This window comes from Janthinobacterium sp. BHSEK (assembly GCF_056174685.1).
In genome coordinates this window covers 49,469-66,472 of sequence record NZ_JBWBYV010000003.1, presented here as the reverse complement: position 1 = coordinate 66,472, position 17,004 = coordinate 49,469, and the positions used below count along the sequence as shown (strand labels likewise).

Here is a 17,004-nt window from a genome sequence, read left to right as displayed (position 1 = left end):
ATTTTGCGTTAAATCAAGTACCTGTGGGGCCGCGCACGCTAAAAAAAGCACGCCGGGGGTGGCACGGGCTGGCGCCGTGGCAGAAAAAGTACAATTGCGCCCCCATCCTCATTAAAATGGACGCTTCTTCCTCCCATATCGAAAGTTGTCATGCAGAGTAAAAAGCCCGACGCGGCAAGACTGGACAAGATCGTGGCCGAGGCGCGCCGCGCCGCCGACCAGCGCGAGAGCGGCTACCGCGAGCGCTCGCTGAAGATGTATCCGTGGGTATGCGGCCGCTGCATGCGCGAATTTACGCGTGCCAACGTGCAGCAGCTGACGGTGCACCACCGCGACCATAACCACGACAACAATCCGCCCGATGGCAGCAACTGGGAACTGCTGTGCCTGTATTGCCACGACAATGAGCACTCGCGCTACCTGGAAGCGGACCGTGGCGCCGGCCTGCTGTCGGCCGAGGTGGCGCCCGCCACGCACAATCCGTTTGCCGCGCTGGCCGGCCTGATCAAGAAGAAGGACTGAGCAGACCGCGCCGCCTCCCCATGCGCATCCTGCTGACCGAAGACGACCCGCAGCTGGGCCGCGCCACGCAGATCGGCCTGGAACAGGGCGGCTACGCCGTCGACTGGGTCACGAGCGCCGAACACGCGCACACGGCCGTGCGCCTGCACGACTACGGCTGCATCCTGCTCGACCTGGGCTTGCCGGGGCAGGACGGCATGCAGGCGCTGGGCCTGCTGCGCGATAACGGCTACAGCGGCGCCGTGCTGGTCGTCACGGCGCGCGACCAGGTGGGCGAGCGCATCGCCGGCCTGGACGCGGGCGCCGACGACTTTATCGTCAAACCGTTCGACCTCGACGAACTGGCCGCGCGCATCCGCAGCGCCTGCCGCCGCGCCGCGGGCCGCCTGCGCGAGCACCTCGTGCACGGCGACCTGGCGCTCGATATCGCGGACCGTCAGGTGACGCAAGGGGGCGTGCCCGTGACGTTGACGGTGAAGGAATTCCGCATCCTGCAGCTGCTGCTGGAACATGGCGGCCGGGTGCTGAGCCGGGAACAGCTGGAAAAGAACCTGTACAGCTGGGGCGATGAAGTGGAAAGCAATGCCGTGCAAGTGCATATCCACCACCTGCGCAAGAAGCTGGGGCGGGACTTGATACGCACCGTGCATGCGGTCGGCTATTGCATCGACAAGCCCAAAGCGGCCTGACGAAAAAAAGGCGGCCGGGAGGCCGCCCCCTTGATCAGAAATCGACGGTGGCCGACAGCCACAGGCGGCGGCCGTCCAGGCTGTTGACGTAGCGGTTGGCGTAATTCAATGCCGGTGCGCGGTAGGGCTGGTAGTCGATGAAGTCCTTGTTGAGCAGGTTGTACACGGCCGCGTTCAGGGTCACGCGCTGGTTCAGCTGGTAGCTGCTGCCCAGGTGCAGCATGGTGTAGCCCTTGTAGTCGCCCAGCGCGGCCTTGGCGGCGCGCGTGGCGGCCGAGGTGCCCGGATCGCGGAAGCGCTCGCTGCGGTATTCGGCGCGCAGCCAGCCGTTCCATGCGCGCGAGATATCCCACGACAGGCGCGCGTTGACGGCGTGTTTGGGCGTGTCGCTCAGGGGCTTGCCCGCGTTGCTGCCGCTCTTCTGCTCGCTTTCCGTGTACGTGTAGTTGGCGCTGGCCGACAAGGTCTTGCCCAGCGGGAAGCGCGTGTTCAGCTCGACGCCGCGCGTGACGGCCTCGTCCACGTTGACGGACTGGCCAAACGCATCGACGTTGGGCCAGTTGCCGAAGCTGACGCAGCCGGGACGGTTCGGCGATGGACGGTAGCTGCAGTTGACGAGGCCCGTGCCCGTCGTGATCTTGTCCTTGAATGCGTTGTTGAACAGAGAGCCGCTGGCGGTCCAGCCGGCCAGATTGTCGAAGTACGCGCCGATTTCCGTCGTCGTGCTCGTTTCCGGCTTCAGGTCCGGGCTGCCGACGAGCGGGATCGTGCCCTGGCCGCCGAAACCGTTGATGCCTGGCGACAGCTGCTCCACGCGCGGCGTCTTGTAGCCCTTGCTGACGCCGCCCTTGACGGTCCAGCTCGGCGTCGCGTTCCATACGGCATACGCGCGGGGGCTGGTCTGGCCGCCGAAGATGCTGTGGTCGTCATAGCGGGCGCCGAAGGTCAGCGCGAGATGCTCCAGTACTTGCCATTCGTCTTCCGCGAACAGGGCTTTTTGCGTGAACTCGAATTTGCTCGGCGCCACGCCGTCCGTCATGTCCGCCTTCCACCATTGCGCGCCGACGGTGGCCATGTGCTTGCCCAAAGGCATGACCAGCTTGGTGTCGAACACCTGGCTTTCCACTTCCAGGGTGCGCGCGCTGCCGGCGACGGCGCCCGGCGTGCCCGGCGGAATCGTGCGGCCCAGGGTTTCCGTCTTGTTCACCATGTAGCTGCTGTCGAGCGTGCCGAAGCCGAAGCGGCCCGTGTGCGACAGGGTCCACTGGTCGCGCTGGTATTTCTGTTCCGGGCCGTAGCCGCCCTGCAAGCCTACGGTGCCCAGCTGCTGTTTCGAGTTGTCGTAGGTCTGGCGGCCCGCGTCCGCGTCGAGGATGACGGTGTGGTGGCGGTTCGGCGTATAGGCCAGGCGCGCGCCGAAGTTGTCGATGTCCGCGCGCACGGGATTGGCGCCCATGTTCGGGGTGACTTGCGCACCGGCCACGTTGCTGTAGCGGATAGCGGCCGCGTCGCGGCGCTGCTTGCTGCCGCGCAGGGACAAGCCCAGCAGGTCGGTAGCGATGGGGCCGCTCAGGTAGAAGCGGCCGCTTTTCACGTCGCCGAAGTCCGATTCCTGCTGCGCCGTGTAGTCGGCCGAGACGGAACCCATCCACTGCTTGCCCACCTTGCGCGTGATGATGTTGATCACGCCGCCCATGGCGTCCGAGCCGTACAGGGTCGACATGGGGCCGCGGATGATCTCGATGCGTTCGATGGCCGCCAGCGGCGGCATGAAGCTCGTCTGCGTGCCGCCGAAACCGTTCGGCGTGACGTTGCCGGCCGCATTCTGGCGGCGTCCGTCGATCAGCACCAGGGTGTAGTCGCTGGGCATGCCGCGGATGCTGATGTTCATGCCGCCCGTCTTGTCGCCCGCCGCGCCCACGTCGATGCCTTCCACGCTTTCCAGCGCCTGCGTCAGGTTGCCGAAGCGTTCCTTCGACAGTTCCTCGCGCGTGAGCACGGTGATCGACGCGGGCGCCTGCTTGATATCCTGTTCGAACCCGGAGGCGGAGACCACCACTTCCGGCATGCTGGCCGGCGTGCCCGTCTGGGCGTGAGCCGGCAGGCAGGACAGGGCGGCCAGAGCCAGGGCCAGTGTGGTGGGGCGCGGCAGGCGCGCGCGGCGGGGGCTGTTGGACATGCAAACTCCTGAAGGGTGAATGAATAATTGCGCTGTATTGGCAAGGGAATGGGAATCATGAAGGCAATAAGAATCATTTACAATTGCGGCCATGGCTACCCAGAAAATATTTCGCTCCGGATCTTGCGCAGAAGTTCTTAAGAGATTCTTAACGGCCGGCGGCGGCGTCACAAGATGGTCGCTGCGGCGCACCCTGCTGACGGTCCTGCTGGGCCTGACCCTGGCCTTGTGGGTGGGCAGCGCCGCCATCGTGTACGTGGAAGCGCGCCGCGAAAGCCAGGAATTGTTCGACCAGTCGCTGACCGAGACGGGGCATTTGCTGCTGTCGCTGGTGGAAAAGGACGTGCGCGAACACGGCTTGACGGGGCCCATCGACCTGCCGTTGCGCGGCCAGCACAATCCCCACCAGTATTTGCTGTTCAAGGTGCGCGACGCGCGGCAGCGCGTCTTGTACCGCAATGACGCGGCGTCCGACATCGCCCTGTCGCGCAGTGCGCCCGATGGTCTGTCGTGGACCACGATAGGCGGCCAGCGCTGGCGTCTGTTCTCGCTGTGGGACACGCAGCGCACTTTGCAACTGCTGGTGGCCGAGCCGACCAGTCACCGCGACGACATCAGCCGCGGCTTCTTTTACCGCATCGCGCTGTTCGGCCTGCTGCTGGTGGCGCTGGCCACCCTCGCCATCTGGTGGAGCATCCACCGCGTGTTTCGCGTGCTGCAGGCGTCGGCCGATGAAGTCTCGGCGCGCACGCCCGATGAACTGGCCGACGTCAGGCTGGCGGGCGCACCGGACGAACTGCATCCGCTGCTGCTGGAAATTAACCGCTTGTTCGGCAGGGTGCGGCACAGCCGCGACAACGAGCAGCGCTTCACGGCCGATGCTGCGCACGAACTGCGCACGCCGCTGGCCGCCATCAAGACGAATCTGCAAGTGCTGCAGCGGGCCCGCAGCGCGGACGAGCGCGAGGAATTCATCACCGCCCTGGGCGCCAGCGTGGAGCGCGCCACGCGCCTCGTCAACCAGCTGCTGGCGCTGGCGCAGCTCGATCCGCAGGCGCAAGGCCAGGTGGCGCTGGCGCCGGGCGATCTGGCGCACCTGCTGGCGCAGCAGGCGGCCCAGTGGCAGGCGCTGGCCGCGCCGTACCGGCTGTCGCTGAGCGTGAGCATGGCGCCGGCGCCGTGCGCGCTGCATGCGGACAGCCTGCAGATGCTGCTGCGTAACCTGGTCGAGAATGCGCTGCGCTACACGCCGTCGCCGGGCGCCGTCGAGATCAGCTGCGGCGTGGAAGCGGGGCGCAGCTACCTGCGCGTGGCCGATACGGGGCCGGGCATCGCCGAAGAACTGCATGAGCGCGCGTTCGAGCGTTTTGTGCGCCTGGTGCAGGTGGAAAGTGCGACGCAGCTGCCCGGCAGCGGGCTGGGGCTGTCCATCGTGCGGCGCATCGCCGAGCGGCATGGCGCGGCCATCGTGCTGGGCGCCGGCCTGCAGGGCAGGGGGCTGGCGGTGACGCTGGTGTTTCCCGCCGCGTAGCGTGGCTGCCGGCTGCGCGATCCGATAGCGATAAAACGCACAAGGCGCGTCCGGAATGCGGTATCTTTCTGTTATGCACAGCCCACACCAACCCATTCCTCCCGACCTCTCCCCGCTATCGCTGGCCGCCGCGCGCGCCTTGCACCTGGCCGCGCAGGGCTTGCTGCAGACGCGGCGTAAAAAAGCCGTGAAGGCCGACGTGCTGGCCGCCATCCGCCAGATGGGCGTGCTGCAGATCGACACCATCCACGTGGTGGCGCGCAGCCCCTACCTGGTGTTGTGGAGCCGGCTGGGCGACTATCCGCAGCCGTGGCTGGAGCAATTGCTGGCCGAGGGCGCGCTGTTCGAATACTGGGCCCATGAAGCCTGCTTCGTGCCCATCGAGGACTATGGCTTGTACCGTCACCGCATGCTGGATCCCGCCGCCATGGGCTGGAAGTATTCCGTCAAATGGATGGCCGAGCAGGGGGATGCCGTCGCTGCGGTGCTCGAGCATATCCGCGCCAACGGCGCCGCGCGCTCGGCGGACTTCGAGCGCACGGATGGCCAGGCGGGCGGCTGGTGGAGCTGGAAGCCGGAAAAGCGTTCGCTCGAAGTGCTGTTTACGTCGGGCGTGCTGATGATCGCCAAGCGGCATCAGTTCCAGCGCTATTACGACCTCGCCGAACGCATTTTGCCGGGCTGGCACGACGGCTTGCTGCCGCCCGAGGACGAGGTGCGCCGCCACCTGCTGCTGGCCAGCGTGAAGGCGCTGGGCCTGGCGCGGGCCAGCTGGATCAGCGACTACTTCCGCACCAAACAGTCGCGCGCCAGCCTGGCGCATGATCTGCAGGCGCTGGTGGATGAGGGCGCGCTGCTGCGCTGCGCGGTGGCCGGCTGGGAGGATGACGTCTACGTGCATGCCGAGCATGGGGAGTTGCTGCGCGCGGCGGCCGCCGGCAAGCTGGCGCCCACCTTGACGACGATCCTGTCGCCGTTCGATCCCGTCGTCTGGGACCGTCGCCGCGCGCTGGAACTGTTCGGTTTCGACTACCGGCTCGAGTGCTACACGCCGGCCGAGAAGCGCCGCTATGGCTATTTCACGCTGCCTATCCTGCGCCGCGGCGCGCTGGTGGGACGCCTGGACGCCAAGGCGCACCGCGCGCAGGGGCGCTTCGAGATCAAGTCGCTGGCGCTGGAAGACGGCGTGCGCCTCAGCCCCCGCCTGGTGCAGGACGTGGCCGGCGCCGTGCGGCGCCTGGCGCTCTGGCATGCCTGTCCGCAGATTGACATCGCGCAGGCGCAGCCGGCAGCCTTCGGCGCGCAGCTGGCCGAGGCCCTGCGGGATGGCGGCCAAGGGGAAAGGCGGGCCGCATGATGCTGCCGCAGGCTCCGCCCGAACTGCTCGACGCCGACGGCCAGCCCCGTTTCGGCCGCTACACGGGGCAATTGGACGCCTTCGACTGGGCCGCGCTGGCGCCGCCGCACGCGCGCGGCGCCCTCTGGCGGTTGTTCCACCACAAGCGCTGGCATTACGTGGCCCTGTCGACGCCGGCCGTCTTCTGCGGCGTGGCCATCGTCGACCTGGGCTGGACCAGCACGGCGTTCGCGTATGCCTTCGACCGCCACAAGGGCAAGATCGTGGCGAGCTTTTCGCAGGATGGCGTCCCCGGCCTGTGCGCCACGGTGGCGCCGCATGCGGGCGCCTCCAGCCGTTTCCGCTTCCTCTCGCAAGCGATCTCCATCGAGGCGCAGCCGCAGCAGCGCTACCGTGTGCGGCTCGCGTGCGGCCACTTCGGCATCGACGCGGAATGCGGCCCGCCCGTGGCGCCCACCCTGCTGGCCGTGGGACCCGTGGGCGAGGGCGGCAGCGTGCATGCGACGCAAAAATCGGGCGGCCTGCCCTTGTGGGGCAGCGTGCGCTGCGGCGCCGTCGGCTACAGCCTGGACGACGGCGTGGCCAGCTTCGATTATTCGAACGGCTTGCTGGCGCGCGAGACGGAATGGCGCTGGGCCTCCGCGCACAGCCTGGATCTGGGTTTCAACCTGCAGGCCGGCTATTTCGGCGCGCATGAAAACGCGCTGTGGCTCGATGGCCAGCTGTATCCGCTGGGCCGCGCGCATTTCGACTTCAATCCCGACAACCCGCTGGCGCCGTGGCACGTATGGACGGACGACGATCTGCTGGACCTGCACTTCAAGCCGGAAGGAGCGCGGCGCGAGGATAAAAACCTGTGGATCGCCGCCAGCCGCTACATCCAGCCCATCGGCACCTTCAGCGGCTGGGTGCGCACCAGCGCGGACTCGCCCAAGCGCATCGTGGCGCAGCTGGCGGGCGTGACGGAAAGCCACCGCTCGCGCTGGTAGGCGCGAGCGGGTTTTTCGTGAAACGCTACGCAAAGTCAAATTTTTTTGGCAACGCATCCGATACACTGGGGCGTAGTCGCTTCGGCAATCCCGCTCCGGCAATCCATGAGGCCAGAACATGAGTATCCGTAATCTCGACAAGCTGTTCAAGCCGGCCTCGGTGGCCCTGATCGGCGCCACGGCGCGCGAGCGCAAGCTGGGCGCCATCGCCCTGTACAACCTGCTGGGCGGGGGATATCAAGGCGACATTTGGCCCGTCAACCCCAAGTACGACGAGCTGATGGGCCTGAAATGCTACCGCAAGCTGGCGCACCTGCCCAAGGCGCCGGACCTGGCCATCATCTGCACGCCGCCCGCCACCATCACGGCGCTGATCCGCGAACTGGGCGCGCTGGGCACGCGCGCCGCCATCGTCATGACGTCGGGCCTCGATCCCGTGCGCGAGCAGTCGCTGCGCCTGGCCATGCTGAAGGCGGCCAAGCCGCATTTGCTGCGCATCCTGGGTCCCAACAGCATGGGACTGCTGGTGCCCAAACTGGGCTTGAACGCCAGCTTCGCCCACGTCGGTGCGACGAGCGGCAAGATCGCCTTCGTGTCGCAGTCGGGCGCGCTGGTGTCGGGCGTGCTCGACTGGGCCAATGCGCATGGCGTGGGCTTTTCCAAGTTCATTTCGCTGGGCGCCAGCTACGATATCGATTTCGGCGACCTGCTCGACTACCTGGCCGGCGACGTCGACACGGCTGCCATCCTGCTGTACATGGAAGACATCCAGGCGGCGCGAAAATTCATGTCTGCGGCGCGGGCGGCCGCGCGCAGCAAGCCCGTCATCGTGCTGAAGGCGGGGCGCGAGGCGGAAGGCGCGGCCATGGCGGCCTGGCATACGGGCGCGCTGGCCGGCTCCGACGCCGTCTACGACGCGGCCATCCGCCGCGCCGGCATGCTGCGCGTGTATTCGGCCGAAGAACTGTTCGACGCCGTGGAAACGCTCACGCACATTCGCGCGCAGCGCGGCGAGCGCCTGGCGATCCTGTGCAACGGCGGCGGCCTGGGCGTGATGGCCACCGATGCGCTGGTGGGCAGCGGCGGCAAGCTGGCCGAACTGTCGCCGGACACCGTGATCGCGCTGGAAAAGGCGCTGCCGCGGGGCTGGTCGCACGACAACCCCGTCGGCTTGCCCGGCGACGCGGCCGTGCAGCGCTATGCCGACGCCATCAAGCCCCTGCTCGACGAGCCGCAGGCGGACGCCTTGCTGCTGCTGCACGCGCCCACGGCCATGGTCTCTTCGATCGACATCGCCGAAGCCGTCACGCCGCTGATCAAGGCCACCTCGCGCACGGTGCTGTCGTGCCTGTTGGGCGGCACCACCGTGGCGCCCGCGCGCCAGGTCTTCAATCGCGCCGGCATTCCCACCTACGACACGCCGGAAAAAGCCGTGCATGGCTTCATGCAGATCGTGCAGTACCGGCGCAACCAGGAAACCCTGATGCAGGTGCCGGCGCAGCTGCCCATGTCGGCCACGCCGCGCCGCGCGCGCGTGCGCGAAATCGTCGCCGCCGCGCTGGCGGCCGGCCAGACGGTGCTCGGCGAATGCCGCTCGAAGGAGATTCTGGCCGCCTACGGCATTCCCGTCGCCACCACGCGCATGGCGGCCGACGTGGAAGAGGCGCTGGCCGTGGCGGCGGACATCGGCTATCCCGTCGCGCTGAAGATCCATTCGCCCGACATCGCCCACAAATCCGACGTGGGCGGCGTGGCGCTCGACCTCGACACGCCCGACATCCTGCGCACGGCCGCCGCCGCCATGCTCAAGCGCGTGCGCCGCATGCGGCCCGACGCGCTGATCGACGGTTTTACGGTGCAGCAGATGGCGCGCCGGCCGCAATCGCATGAATTGATCGTCGGCGTCACGACGGACGCCGCCTTCGGCCCCGTGATCCTGGTGGGGCAGGGCGGCATCGCCGTGGAAGTGACGGCCGACCATGCGATCGGCCTGCCGCCGCTGAACATGGTGCTGGCGCGCGACATGCTGGCGCGCACGCGCGTGTCGAAGCTGCTGGCCGGCTACCGCAGCCAGCCGCCGGCCGATATCGACGCCATCTGCTACACGCTGATCCAGGTGGCCGAATTGGTGGCCGACATCGGCGAGCTGGCCGAACTCGACATCAATCCACTGGTGGCCGACGCGGACGGCGTGATCGCCCTCGACGCGCGCATCCGCCTGCAGCCGGGCCAGCAGCGCGACCGCCTGGCCATCCGCCCGTATCCGCAGGAACTGGAAGAGCAGGTGACGTGGATGGATCAATCGATCCTGCTGCGCCCCATCCGCCCCGAGGATGCGCCGCAGCACATGGATCTGTTCCACGCGCTGGACCCGGACGACGTGCGCCTGCGCTTTTTTACCTCCATGCGCGAGCTGCCCGTGTCGCAGCTGGCGCGCCTGACGCAGATCGATTACGACCGCGCCATGGCCTTCATCGCCACGCACACGGGGCCGGACGGCAAGCCGGAAACCCTGGGCGTGGTGCGCGCCGTGGCCGACCCGGACAATATCCACGCCGATTTCGCCATCGCCGTGCGCTCGGCCCTGAAGGGCAAGGGCCTGGGCCACATCCTGTTCGAAAAGCTGGTCGACTATTTCCGAAGCCGGGGCACGGAAGCACTGGTGGGCGAGGCGATGGCGCGCAACAAGGGCATGCAGCGGCTGGTGAAAAGCTTTGGCGGCGAAGTCACGCCATCGGAAGAGCCTGGCGTCGTCAACCTGCATATCGGCCTGCGCGCGCCGTAAAAGAAAGCGCGGCTGGTCCGCTGCGGGTTTGTGCAGGATCAAACCCATCCCTGTCGGTAGTCTTTACACTTTCACTTCCAGGATCAGACATCCAGCGCGTTTTCGGGAGTGAGTGCATGCTTACGGCAACATACATATTGGTTTCCCTGTCGGTGGAACAGGCCAGCATCCGCATCAGCCTGCTGGCTTTTCAGAAGTACATGCATGTGCAGTTGCGCCAGCAGAGCAGGCTCAGCCTGGCGCAGCTGCAGTACGCGGGCGACTGGCTGAACCGGCTGTACCAGGGCGGCTACTGGCGCAAGGTGGAAATGTATCTGGTGCCCGCCATCCGCCAGGCCGCGCCGCATGCGGACGGCTTGCTCGACGAAATCAATGGCTTGAACCACGTGGCGCTGGAAAGCATCAATATGGTGCAGCAGGGCGCGGGCGCCGCCATCGACCATTCCGAATTGCAGGCCGGGCAGCTGTGTGCGGCCATCGACGCCTTTTGCGCGGCCTTGCTGCAGCGTCTGGAAAAAGAAGAGCGCGAACTGTTCGCGCTGGCGCGCAAGGTCATCGTGGGCGAAGCGTGGTTTGCCATCGCCTACCAGTTCCTCGCCTACGATGCGCGCGCACAGGAGGCGCGCCGCGGCAAGGCGCAGGTGCTGCCCTTTGTCTTGCCGGCGCCTTTGCCGACATCCTTGCCGACGCCGGGCGCGCCTGCCACCGACGGGGAAAACGCCGAGGCCGGCGGCGCAGCGGCGCAGCGCGCACCGTCACCGCCGCTGCGCGCGCAGGCTTGAACGGGTAGCGAGCGCACACCCCGGCAGGCCCGCCTGTGCCAGGGTGGTTTTATTGCCGGGCACATGGCGCCGTCATAGGGAAAATATTCATTTTAGTCATTTGATAACTTGTTCAGCCCTGTCCGATGCAATACCCCGGGCTTTGTTATGATGGTGGTTTTGATCCACGCGAAACCCGTCATGTTCGAATTTCTCTTCAAGCGTTCTGCCAGCAAGACTGCCGTCCCCGATCCTGTCGTGGCAGAACAGGCCGCCGCCTCGGCGCAGAGCGCATCGCGCCGCGCCGAACAGGTTGCGCGTGCCCATGCCGTGGCGGGCGACGAAGCCGCCGCCTGTGAATTCATCCTGTCCAGCGAATTTGCCGATGCCCGCCTGATCGCGGCCGAACACGTCCATAGCTTGCCCCTGCTGGAAAAAGTCCACCACGCCATGCGCAATACGGACCGCCGCGTTGCCAAGCTGATGCAGGGCCGCATCGACCTGATCCGCCATCAGGCCGCCGAGACGCAACGCGCGCAGGCCAGCATCGAGACGGCCCAGCGCCTGTTGAACGATGAAAAGCTGAGCCCGAACCAGGTAGCCGAGCTGGACCGCCAATGGCAAGTCATCAAGGCCACGCCCGAACTGGAGAGCGCCTTTGCCGCCGCGCGCGCCGCGCTGGCCGCCCGCCTGGAAGCGCAGGTGGTGCTGCAGCGCGCCGTGATCGATGCCGTGGGTGCCATGCGCGCGCTGGCCAGCAATGGCCAGTCCGCCAGCGACTTGGCGCAGGCGCTGGCCCGCCTGGACGCGGAACATGCGCAGCATGCGCAATCGCCCGAGCGCGCTTCCTTGCCGAAACACCTGGAGAGCGATTTCATCCAGGCGCGCGAACAGGCGCAGTCCGCCTTGCAGGCGCTGCAGCAGCACCAGGCCGTGTTTGACGCGCGCCAGGCTGCGCTGGCCGAATGGCAGGCGCAGGACGCCGCCACCCTGGACGCCGATGTGTTGAAACGCACGTGGCAAGCCTTGCCGCGCCTGCCAGAATCGAGTTTGTCCGACAGCCTGCAGCAGCAATTTGCGGCCCTGCTGGCCAGTGCCCCAGCGCCTGTCGTTCCTGCTGCAGACGTGGATGCGCCAGCGCATGCGGAACCGGCGCCGCGCAAGCCGCGCCAGGAACACGCGCCCGTGTCGAAGGAAGCGACGGAGCAGTTCTTCAAGACCCTCGATGCCATGGAAGCGGCCTTGCAGGAAGGCTTGCTGCACGTGGCGTCCGAGCATGACAAGACCTTGCGCGATAGCAAGCATGGCCGCTTGACGCCGGCCCAGTCCGACCGCCTGGCCCATGTGCGCGCGCAATTCAAGCAATTGGCCGACTGGGCGCGCTGGGGCGGCAACGTGTCGCGCGAGGAACTGGTCAAGGCGGGCGAAGAATTGCCGGCGCAGCAATTGCCAATGGCCGAGCTGGCCAAGAAAGTGGGCAGCCTGCGCGAGCGCTGGAAGTCGCTCGACACCTTGTCCGGCCCCGCGCCGAAATCCCTGTGGGAGCGTTTCGACGCCGCCTGCAGCGTGGCGTACGCGCCGGCGGCCCAGCATTTCAAGCAACTGGCCGAAGAGCGCCACGGCAATGCGGCCAAGGCCCAGGAACTGATCGCGGAAACGGCGGCCCTGGCGGCCGAAGAGAGTACCGACTGGAAACATGTCGCTTCCGCCTCGCAGCGCTTGCGCCAGGCGTGGACGCGCCTGGGCACCATCGACCGCAAGGAAAAGAAACGCCTGGATACGGAATTCGGCGCCGCGCTGGACGCCCTGTCGAAGCCGCTCGATACGCAGCGCCAGATCGAGACGGCGCGCCGCGAGCAATTGATCGTCGAAGTGGGCCTGCTCAAGCCATCGGAGCGCAACACGGTCGACATGCTGAAAGCCTTGCAGGATAAATGGCAGGAGCTGGCGAAGGCCCTGCCGCTGGAACGCCGCGCGGAACAGGCGCTGTGGCAGCGTTTCCGCGCCGCCTGCGACGATATCTTCGCCAAGCGCAAGGAAACGGCCCACGCGGCCGACCACGAGCGCCGCGAACACCTGCATGCGCGCGAAGCGCTGTGCGCCGCGCTGGAAACGGCCGTCGTGCCCGAGGGCGACGACAAGGCCCGTACGGCCTTCATCAACCACTTGCTGCGCGACACGCGCGCCGCCTGGAACGTCACTGGCCCCGTGCCGCGCGCCAGCGAAGCGAAGATCGAACAGCGCTACCAGGCGGCTGTTGCTGGCGTGCAAGCGCAGGCGGACGCCATCGCCGAGCGCGCCGGCGCGGCCCAGGCCAACGCCTTGCGCGACAAGCTGCGCCTGGTGCAGGCGCTGGAAGCCGCGCTGGCCGATGGCGGTGCCGGCGCCGACGCGCAAGCCTGGTCCGAGCGCTGGAGCGCCTTGCCGCCGCTGGACGCCCAGTACGAACGCAGCCTGCAGCAGCGCTTTGCCGCCGCCCAGGCCGCGCTGGGCGAGGGCGCTGCCGCCTACGTGCGGCAGTTGCAGGCCAACCAGGAGCGCCTGCTCGCTGAAGTGTTGCGCCTGGAAATCGTCGCCGGCGTCGACAGCGGCGCCGAATTTGCCCGCGACCGTCTGAAGATGCAGGTGGAAGTGCTGCAATCGTCGCTCAAATCGGGCCAGAAGCCGCTCACGCAAGTGTCGCAGCTGATGCAGCTGTGCGCGATTGCTGCCGCCACCGATGCGCGCACGGCCAGCCGCATCGAAACCCTGCTGCGCCGCATCGGAGGCCATGCGAAATGAACACTTCCGTCCGCATCCAGCACGCCGATTTTGACTTGAGTCAAGAAATCGCACAATTGCGTGCAGGCAACCCCAAGGTGGGCGCCGTCGTCGGCTTCGTCGGCACGGTGCGCGACATGAACGAAGGGCTGGACGTGGCCGCGATGGAGCTCGAGCACTATCCGGGCATGACGGAAAAGTCCATTGTAGCCATCATCGAGCAGGCGCGGGAGCGCTGGCCCCTGTCCGGCGCGCTGGTGATCCACCGCGTGGGGCCCTTGCTGCCGCAGGAGCAGATCGTGCTGGTGGCCGTCTCGTCCGCGCACCGGGGCGAGGCGTTCGCCGCCTGCGAATTCATCATCGACTACCTGAAGACGGAAGCGCCGTTCTGGAAGAAGGAAGACACGCCCGAAGGGGCGCGCTGGGTCGATGCGCGCGACAGCGACGAGACGGCCCTGGACAAGTGGGCCGTAAAAGCAAGCGCCATTTGAAGCGAACGCGACCCGCACCGTAGCATTTGCCAAAATGCATCAGTTTTCTGCTTTGTGTATGCTTGAAAAGCACTGCCTCACCCCAATTTGGTTAACAACTAATTAACCGGGAGCGCTTTTCATGCGACAAGATAAACTGACTACCAAGCTACAAGAAGCCCTGGCCGATGCGCAAAGCTTGGCCGTGGGCAACGACAACCCCTATATCGAACCAGTCCACCTGCTGACGGCCCTGTTGAACCAGGACGATGGCGGCGCCCGCTCGCTGTTGCAGCGGGCCGGCGTCAACGTGGGCGGCCTGTCCAAGGCCCTGGGCGCCTCGATCGAACGCTTGCCGAAGGTCTCCGGCACGGGCGGCGACGTGCAGGTGAGCCGCGAATTCGTGGCATTGCTGAACCTGGCCGACAAGGAATCGCAAAAGGCGGGCGACCAGTTCGTGTCCAGCGAAATGGTCTTGCTGGCCATGACGGACGACAAATCCGACTGCGGCAAGCTGGCGCGCGAAAACGGCCTGACCCGCAAGGCCCTGGAAGCGGCCATCGACGCTGTGCGCGGCGGCAACAAGGTCGACTCGCAAGAGGCCGAAGGCCAGCGCGAAGCCCTGAAAAAATACACCTTGGACCTGACGGAGCGCGCGCGCAAGGGCAAGCTCGACCCTGTGATCGGCCGCGACGATGAAATCCGCCGCACCATCCAGATCCTGCAGCGCCGCAGCAAGAACAACCCCGTGCTGATCGGCGAGCCGGGCGTGGGCAAGACGGCCATCGTCGAAGGACTGGCGCAGCGCATCGTCAACGGCGAAGTGCCCGAATCGCTGAAAGGCAAGCGCGTGCTGGCGCTGGACATGGCCGCCCTGGTTGCCGGTGCCAAGTTCCGCGGCGAGTTCGAAGAGCGCCTGAAGTCCGTGCTGAAGGAACTGGCCATGGATGAAGGGCAAACCATCGTCTTCATCGACGAGATGCACACCATGGTGGGCGCGGGCAAGGCCGACGGCGCGATGGACGCGGGCAATATGCTGAAACCGGCGCTGGCGCGCGGCGAGCTGCACTGCGTGGGCGCGACCACGCTCGACGAGTACCGCAAGTACATCGAGAAGGATGCCGCGCTGGAACGCCGCTTCCAGAAAGTGCTCGTCGACGAACCGACCGTGGAAGCGACCATCGCCATCTTGCGCGGCTTGCAGGATAAGTATGCGCTGCATCACAAGGTGGAAATCACGGACGCGGCCATCATCGCGGCCGCCGAGTTGTCGCACCGCTACATCACGGACCGTTTCCTGCCCGACAAGGCGATCGACCTGATCGACGAGGCGGCGGCGAAGATCAAGATCGAGATCGATTCGAAGCCGGAAGTGATGGACAAGCTGGAACGCCGGTTGATCCAGCTCAAGATCGAGCGCGAAGCCGTCAAGAAGGAAAAGGACGAAGCGTCGTTGCGCCGTCTGGGCCTGATCGAGGAAGAGATCGTCAAGCTGCAGCGCGAATACAATGACTTCGAGGAAATTCTGAAGGCGGAAAAAGCCGTGGTGCAGGGCAGCACGCACATCAAGGAAGAGATCGAGCAAGTCAAGCTGCAGATGGAGCAGGCCACGCGCGAAAGCAACTGGCAGAAAGTGTCGGAATTGCAATACGGCAAGCTGCCGCAGCTGGAAGCCCAGCTCAAGCAGGCTGACAGCGGCATGCCCAAGCTCGATCCCGACCAGCCGAAGCTGCTGCGCACGGAAGTGGGCGCCGAGGAAATCGCCGAAGTGGTGTCGCGCGCGACGGGCATTCCCGTGTCGCGCATGATGCAGGGCGAACGCGACAAGCTGCTGCACATCGAAGAGAAGCTGCATGAGCGCGTCGTGGGCCAGGATGAAGCGATCACGGCCGTGGCCGACGCCATCCGCCGCTCGCGCGCGGGCTTGTCGGACCCGAACCGTCCCTATGGTTCCTTCATGTTCCTGGGACCGACGGGCGTGGGCAAAACCGAGCTGAGCAAGGCGCTGGCGACCTTCCTGTTCGATACGGAAGAATCGATGATCCGCATCGACATGAGCGAGTTCATGGAGAAGCATTCCGTGGCCCGTCTGATCGGCGCGCCGCCCGGCTACGTGGGCTACGACGAGGGCGGCTACCTGACGGAAGCCGTGCGCCGCAAGCCGTACAGCGTGATTCTGCTCGACGAAGTGGAAAAGGCGCATGCCGACGTCTTCAACGTGCTGCTGCAAGTGCTCGACGACGGACGCATGACGGACGGCCAGGGCCGCACGGTGGACTTCAAGAATACCGTCATCATCATGACCTCGAACCTGGGTTCGCACAAGATCCAGGCGATGGAAAGCGATGATCCCGGTGTCGTGAAGCTGGCCGTGATGGCCGAGGTACGCTCGCACTTCCGTCCCGAGTTCGTCAACCGCATCGACGAAATCGTCGTGTTCCACGGCCTCGACGAGAAAAACATCGGCGCGATCGCGAAGATCCAGCTGAAGATTCTCGAAGAACGCCTGGAACGCATGGACATGCAGCTGAGCCTGACGGACGCGGCCCTGCAGCAAATCGCCGAAGCGGGCTACGACCCGGTGTATGGCGCCCGTCCGTTGAAGCGGGCGATCCAGCAGCAGATCGAAAATCCGCTGTCGAAGCTGATCCTGGAAGGCCGCTTCGGGCCGAAAGACGAGATCCGCATCGACGCCCAGAACGGCAACCTGGTGTTTACGGGTGCGCAGGTGGGGCTGGACAAGGTGTAATGCTGGCTGGTCAGTCCCTGCGGGATTGGAAGCTACCCCATTGGGGCAGCTTCCCCCGTCGGGTCTGCCCCCCAGTTTTACGGCATTTGCAGTGAGGAAGATTTGCGACGATTTGCGACGTCTAACAAAACCGTAGCGAGCGGCAGTGATTTGTGGCAGAGAAGCGCAACCGTACTCTAGTACGGTGAGCATCGCCGGCCGCAAAGCACGAC

11 protein-coding genes are annotated in these 17,004 nt (G+C 66.2%); 10 read left to right on the top strand and 1 reads right to left on the bottom strand.

The genetic code is table 11. The features are described 5' to 3' along the window. Positions 1 to 150 precede the first annotated feature (150 nt). Positions 151 to 522 (top strand): YajD family HNH nuclease, encoded by a 372-nt coding sequence (locus tag AC0V2Y_RS00955; RefSeq protein ID WP_034755042.1) that lies wholly within the window; start codon positions 151 to 153, stop codon positions 520 to 522. A gap of 20 nt (positions 523 to 542) precedes the next feature. Beyond that, positions 543 to 1,211, top strand: coding sequence for a response regulator (locus tag AC0V2Y_RS00950; protein ID WP_475413529.1), 669 nt, complete (start codon positions 543 to 545; stop codon positions 1,209 to 1,211). 34 nt (positions 1,212 to 1,245) lie between these two features. Here AC0V2Y_RS00950 and AC0V2Y_RS00945 read toward each other — a convergent pair whose 3' ends face one another. Continuing rightward, positions 1,246 to 3,390: a TonB-dependent receptor domain-containing protein gene (locus AC0V2Y_RS00945; protein ID WP_475413528.1), complete on the bottom strand. Its 2,145-nt coding sequence runs from the start codon at positions 3,388 to 3,390 to the stop codon at positions 1,246 to 1,248. A gap of 91 nt (positions 3,391 to 3,481) precedes the next feature. On the opposite strand from AC0V2Y_RS00945, the gene AC0V2Y_RS00940 reads away from it, so the two are divergent. From AC0V2Y_RS00940 to clpB, 8 genes are all read left to right on the top strand, one after another. Beyond that, positions 3,482 to 4,921: a sensor histidine kinase gene (locus AC0V2Y_RS00940; protein WP_475413527.1), complete on the top strand. Its 1,440-nt coding sequence runs from the start codon at positions 3,482 to 3,484 to the stop codon at positions 4,919 to 4,921. Between the two features lie 73 nt (positions 4,922 to 4,994). Beyond that, the gene (locus AC0V2Y_RS00935) at positions 4,995 to 6,278 is read left to right on the top strand and encodes a winged helix-turn-helix domain-containing protein (RefSeq protein ID WP_475413526.1); all 1,284 of its coding nucleotides are present in this window, start codon (positions 4,995 to 4,997) and stop codon (positions 6,276 to 6,278) included. After that, complete coding sequence (locus AC0V2Y_RS00930) at positions 6,275 to 7,267, top strand: DUF2804 domain-containing protein (protein WP_475413525.1); 993 nt, start codon at positions 6,275 to 6,277, stop codon at positions 7,265 to 7,267. The genes AC0V2Y_RS00935 and AC0V2Y_RS00930 overlap by 4 nt, the downstream gene beginning before the upstream one ends. Positions 7,268 to 7,385: 118 nt before the next feature. After that, on the top strand, positions 7,386 to 10,052 hold the full coding sequence (locus AC0V2Y_RS00925; protein ID WP_475413524.1) for a bifunctional acetate--CoA ligase family protein/GNAT family N-acetyltransferase: 2,667 nt from the start codon (positions 7,386 to 7,388) through the stop codon (positions 10,050 to 10,052). A gap of 116 nt (positions 10,053 to 10,168) precedes the next feature. Beyond that, positions 10,169 to 10,834 carry a hypothetical protein gene (locus tag AC0V2Y_RS00920; protein ID WP_475413523.1) on the top strand — a complete coding sequence of 222 codons (666 nt, stop codon included), beginning with the start codon at positions 10,169 to 10,171 and terminating at the stop codon, positions 10,832 to 10,834. 180 nt (positions 10,835 to 11,014) lie between these two features. Beyond that, positions 11,015 to 13,594, top strand: coding sequence for a DUF349 domain-containing protein (locus tag AC0V2Y_RS00915; RefSeq protein ID WP_475418142.1), 2,580 nt, complete (start codon positions 11,015 to 11,017; stop codon positions 13,592 to 13,594). Beyond that, positions 13,591 to 14,064: a molybdopterin synthase catalytic subunit MoaE gene (gene moaE, locus AC0V2Y_RS00910; protein ID WP_475413521.1), complete on the top strand. Its 474-nt coding sequence runs from the start codon at positions 13,591 to 13,593 to the stop codon at positions 14,062 to 14,064. Before AC0V2Y_RS00915 ends, moaE begins: the two co-directional genes overlap by 4 nt. A gap of 121 nt (positions 14,065 to 14,185) precedes the next feature. Then, positions 14,186 to 16,792 (top strand): ATP-dependent chaperone ClpB, encoded by a 2,607-nt coding sequence (gene clpB / locus AC0V2Y_RS00905; protein WP_475413520.1) that lies wholly within the window; start codon positions 14,186 to 14,188, stop codon positions 16,790 to 16,792. Positions 16,793 to 17,004: the final 212 nt, after the last annotated feature.

Coding starts and splice junctions, on each gene's coding strand:
- AC0V2Y_RS00955 (WP_034755042.1), top strand. CDS start 151: ATGCAGAGTAAAAAGCCCGACGCGGCAAGACTGGACAAGATCGTGGCC.
- AC0V2Y_RS00935 (WP_475413526.1), top strand. CDS start 4,995: ATGCACAGCCCACACCAACCCATTCCTCCCGACCTCTCCCCGCTATCG.
- AC0V2Y_RS00945 (WP_475413528.1), bottom strand. CDS start 3,390: ATGTCCAACAGCCCCCGCCGCGCGCGCCTGCCGCGCCCCACCACACTG.
- moaE (WP_475413521.1), top strand. CDS start 13,591: ATGAACACTTCCGTCCGCATCCAGCACGCCGATTTTGACTTGAGTCAA.
- AC0V2Y_RS00925 (WP_475413524.1), top strand. CDS start 7,386: ATGAGTATCCGTAATCTCGACAAGCTGTTCAAGCCGGCCTCGGTGGCC.
- AC0V2Y_RS00920 (WP_475413523.1), top strand. CDS start 10,169: ATGCTTACGGCAACATACATATTGGTTTCCCTGTCGGTGGAACAGGCC.
- AC0V2Y_RS00930 (WP_475413525.1), top strand. CDS start 6,275: ATGATGCTGCCGCAGGCTCCGCCCGAACTGCTCGACGCCGACGGCCAG.
- AC0V2Y_RS00940 (WP_475413527.1), top strand. CDS start 3,482: ATGGCTACCCAGAAAATATTTCGCTCCGGATCTTGCGCAGAAGTTCTT.
- clpB (WP_475413520.1), top strand. CDS start 14,186: ATGCGACAAGATAAACTGACTACCAAGCTACAAGAAGCCCTGGCCGAT.
- AC0V2Y_RS00950 (WP_475413529.1), top strand. CDS start 543: ATGCGCATCCTGCTGACCGAAGACGACCCGCAGCTGGGCCGCGCCACG.
- AC0V2Y_RS00915 (WP_475418142.1), top strand. CDS start 11,015: ATGTTCGAATTTCTCTTCAAGCGTTCTGCCAGCAAGACTGCCGTCCCC.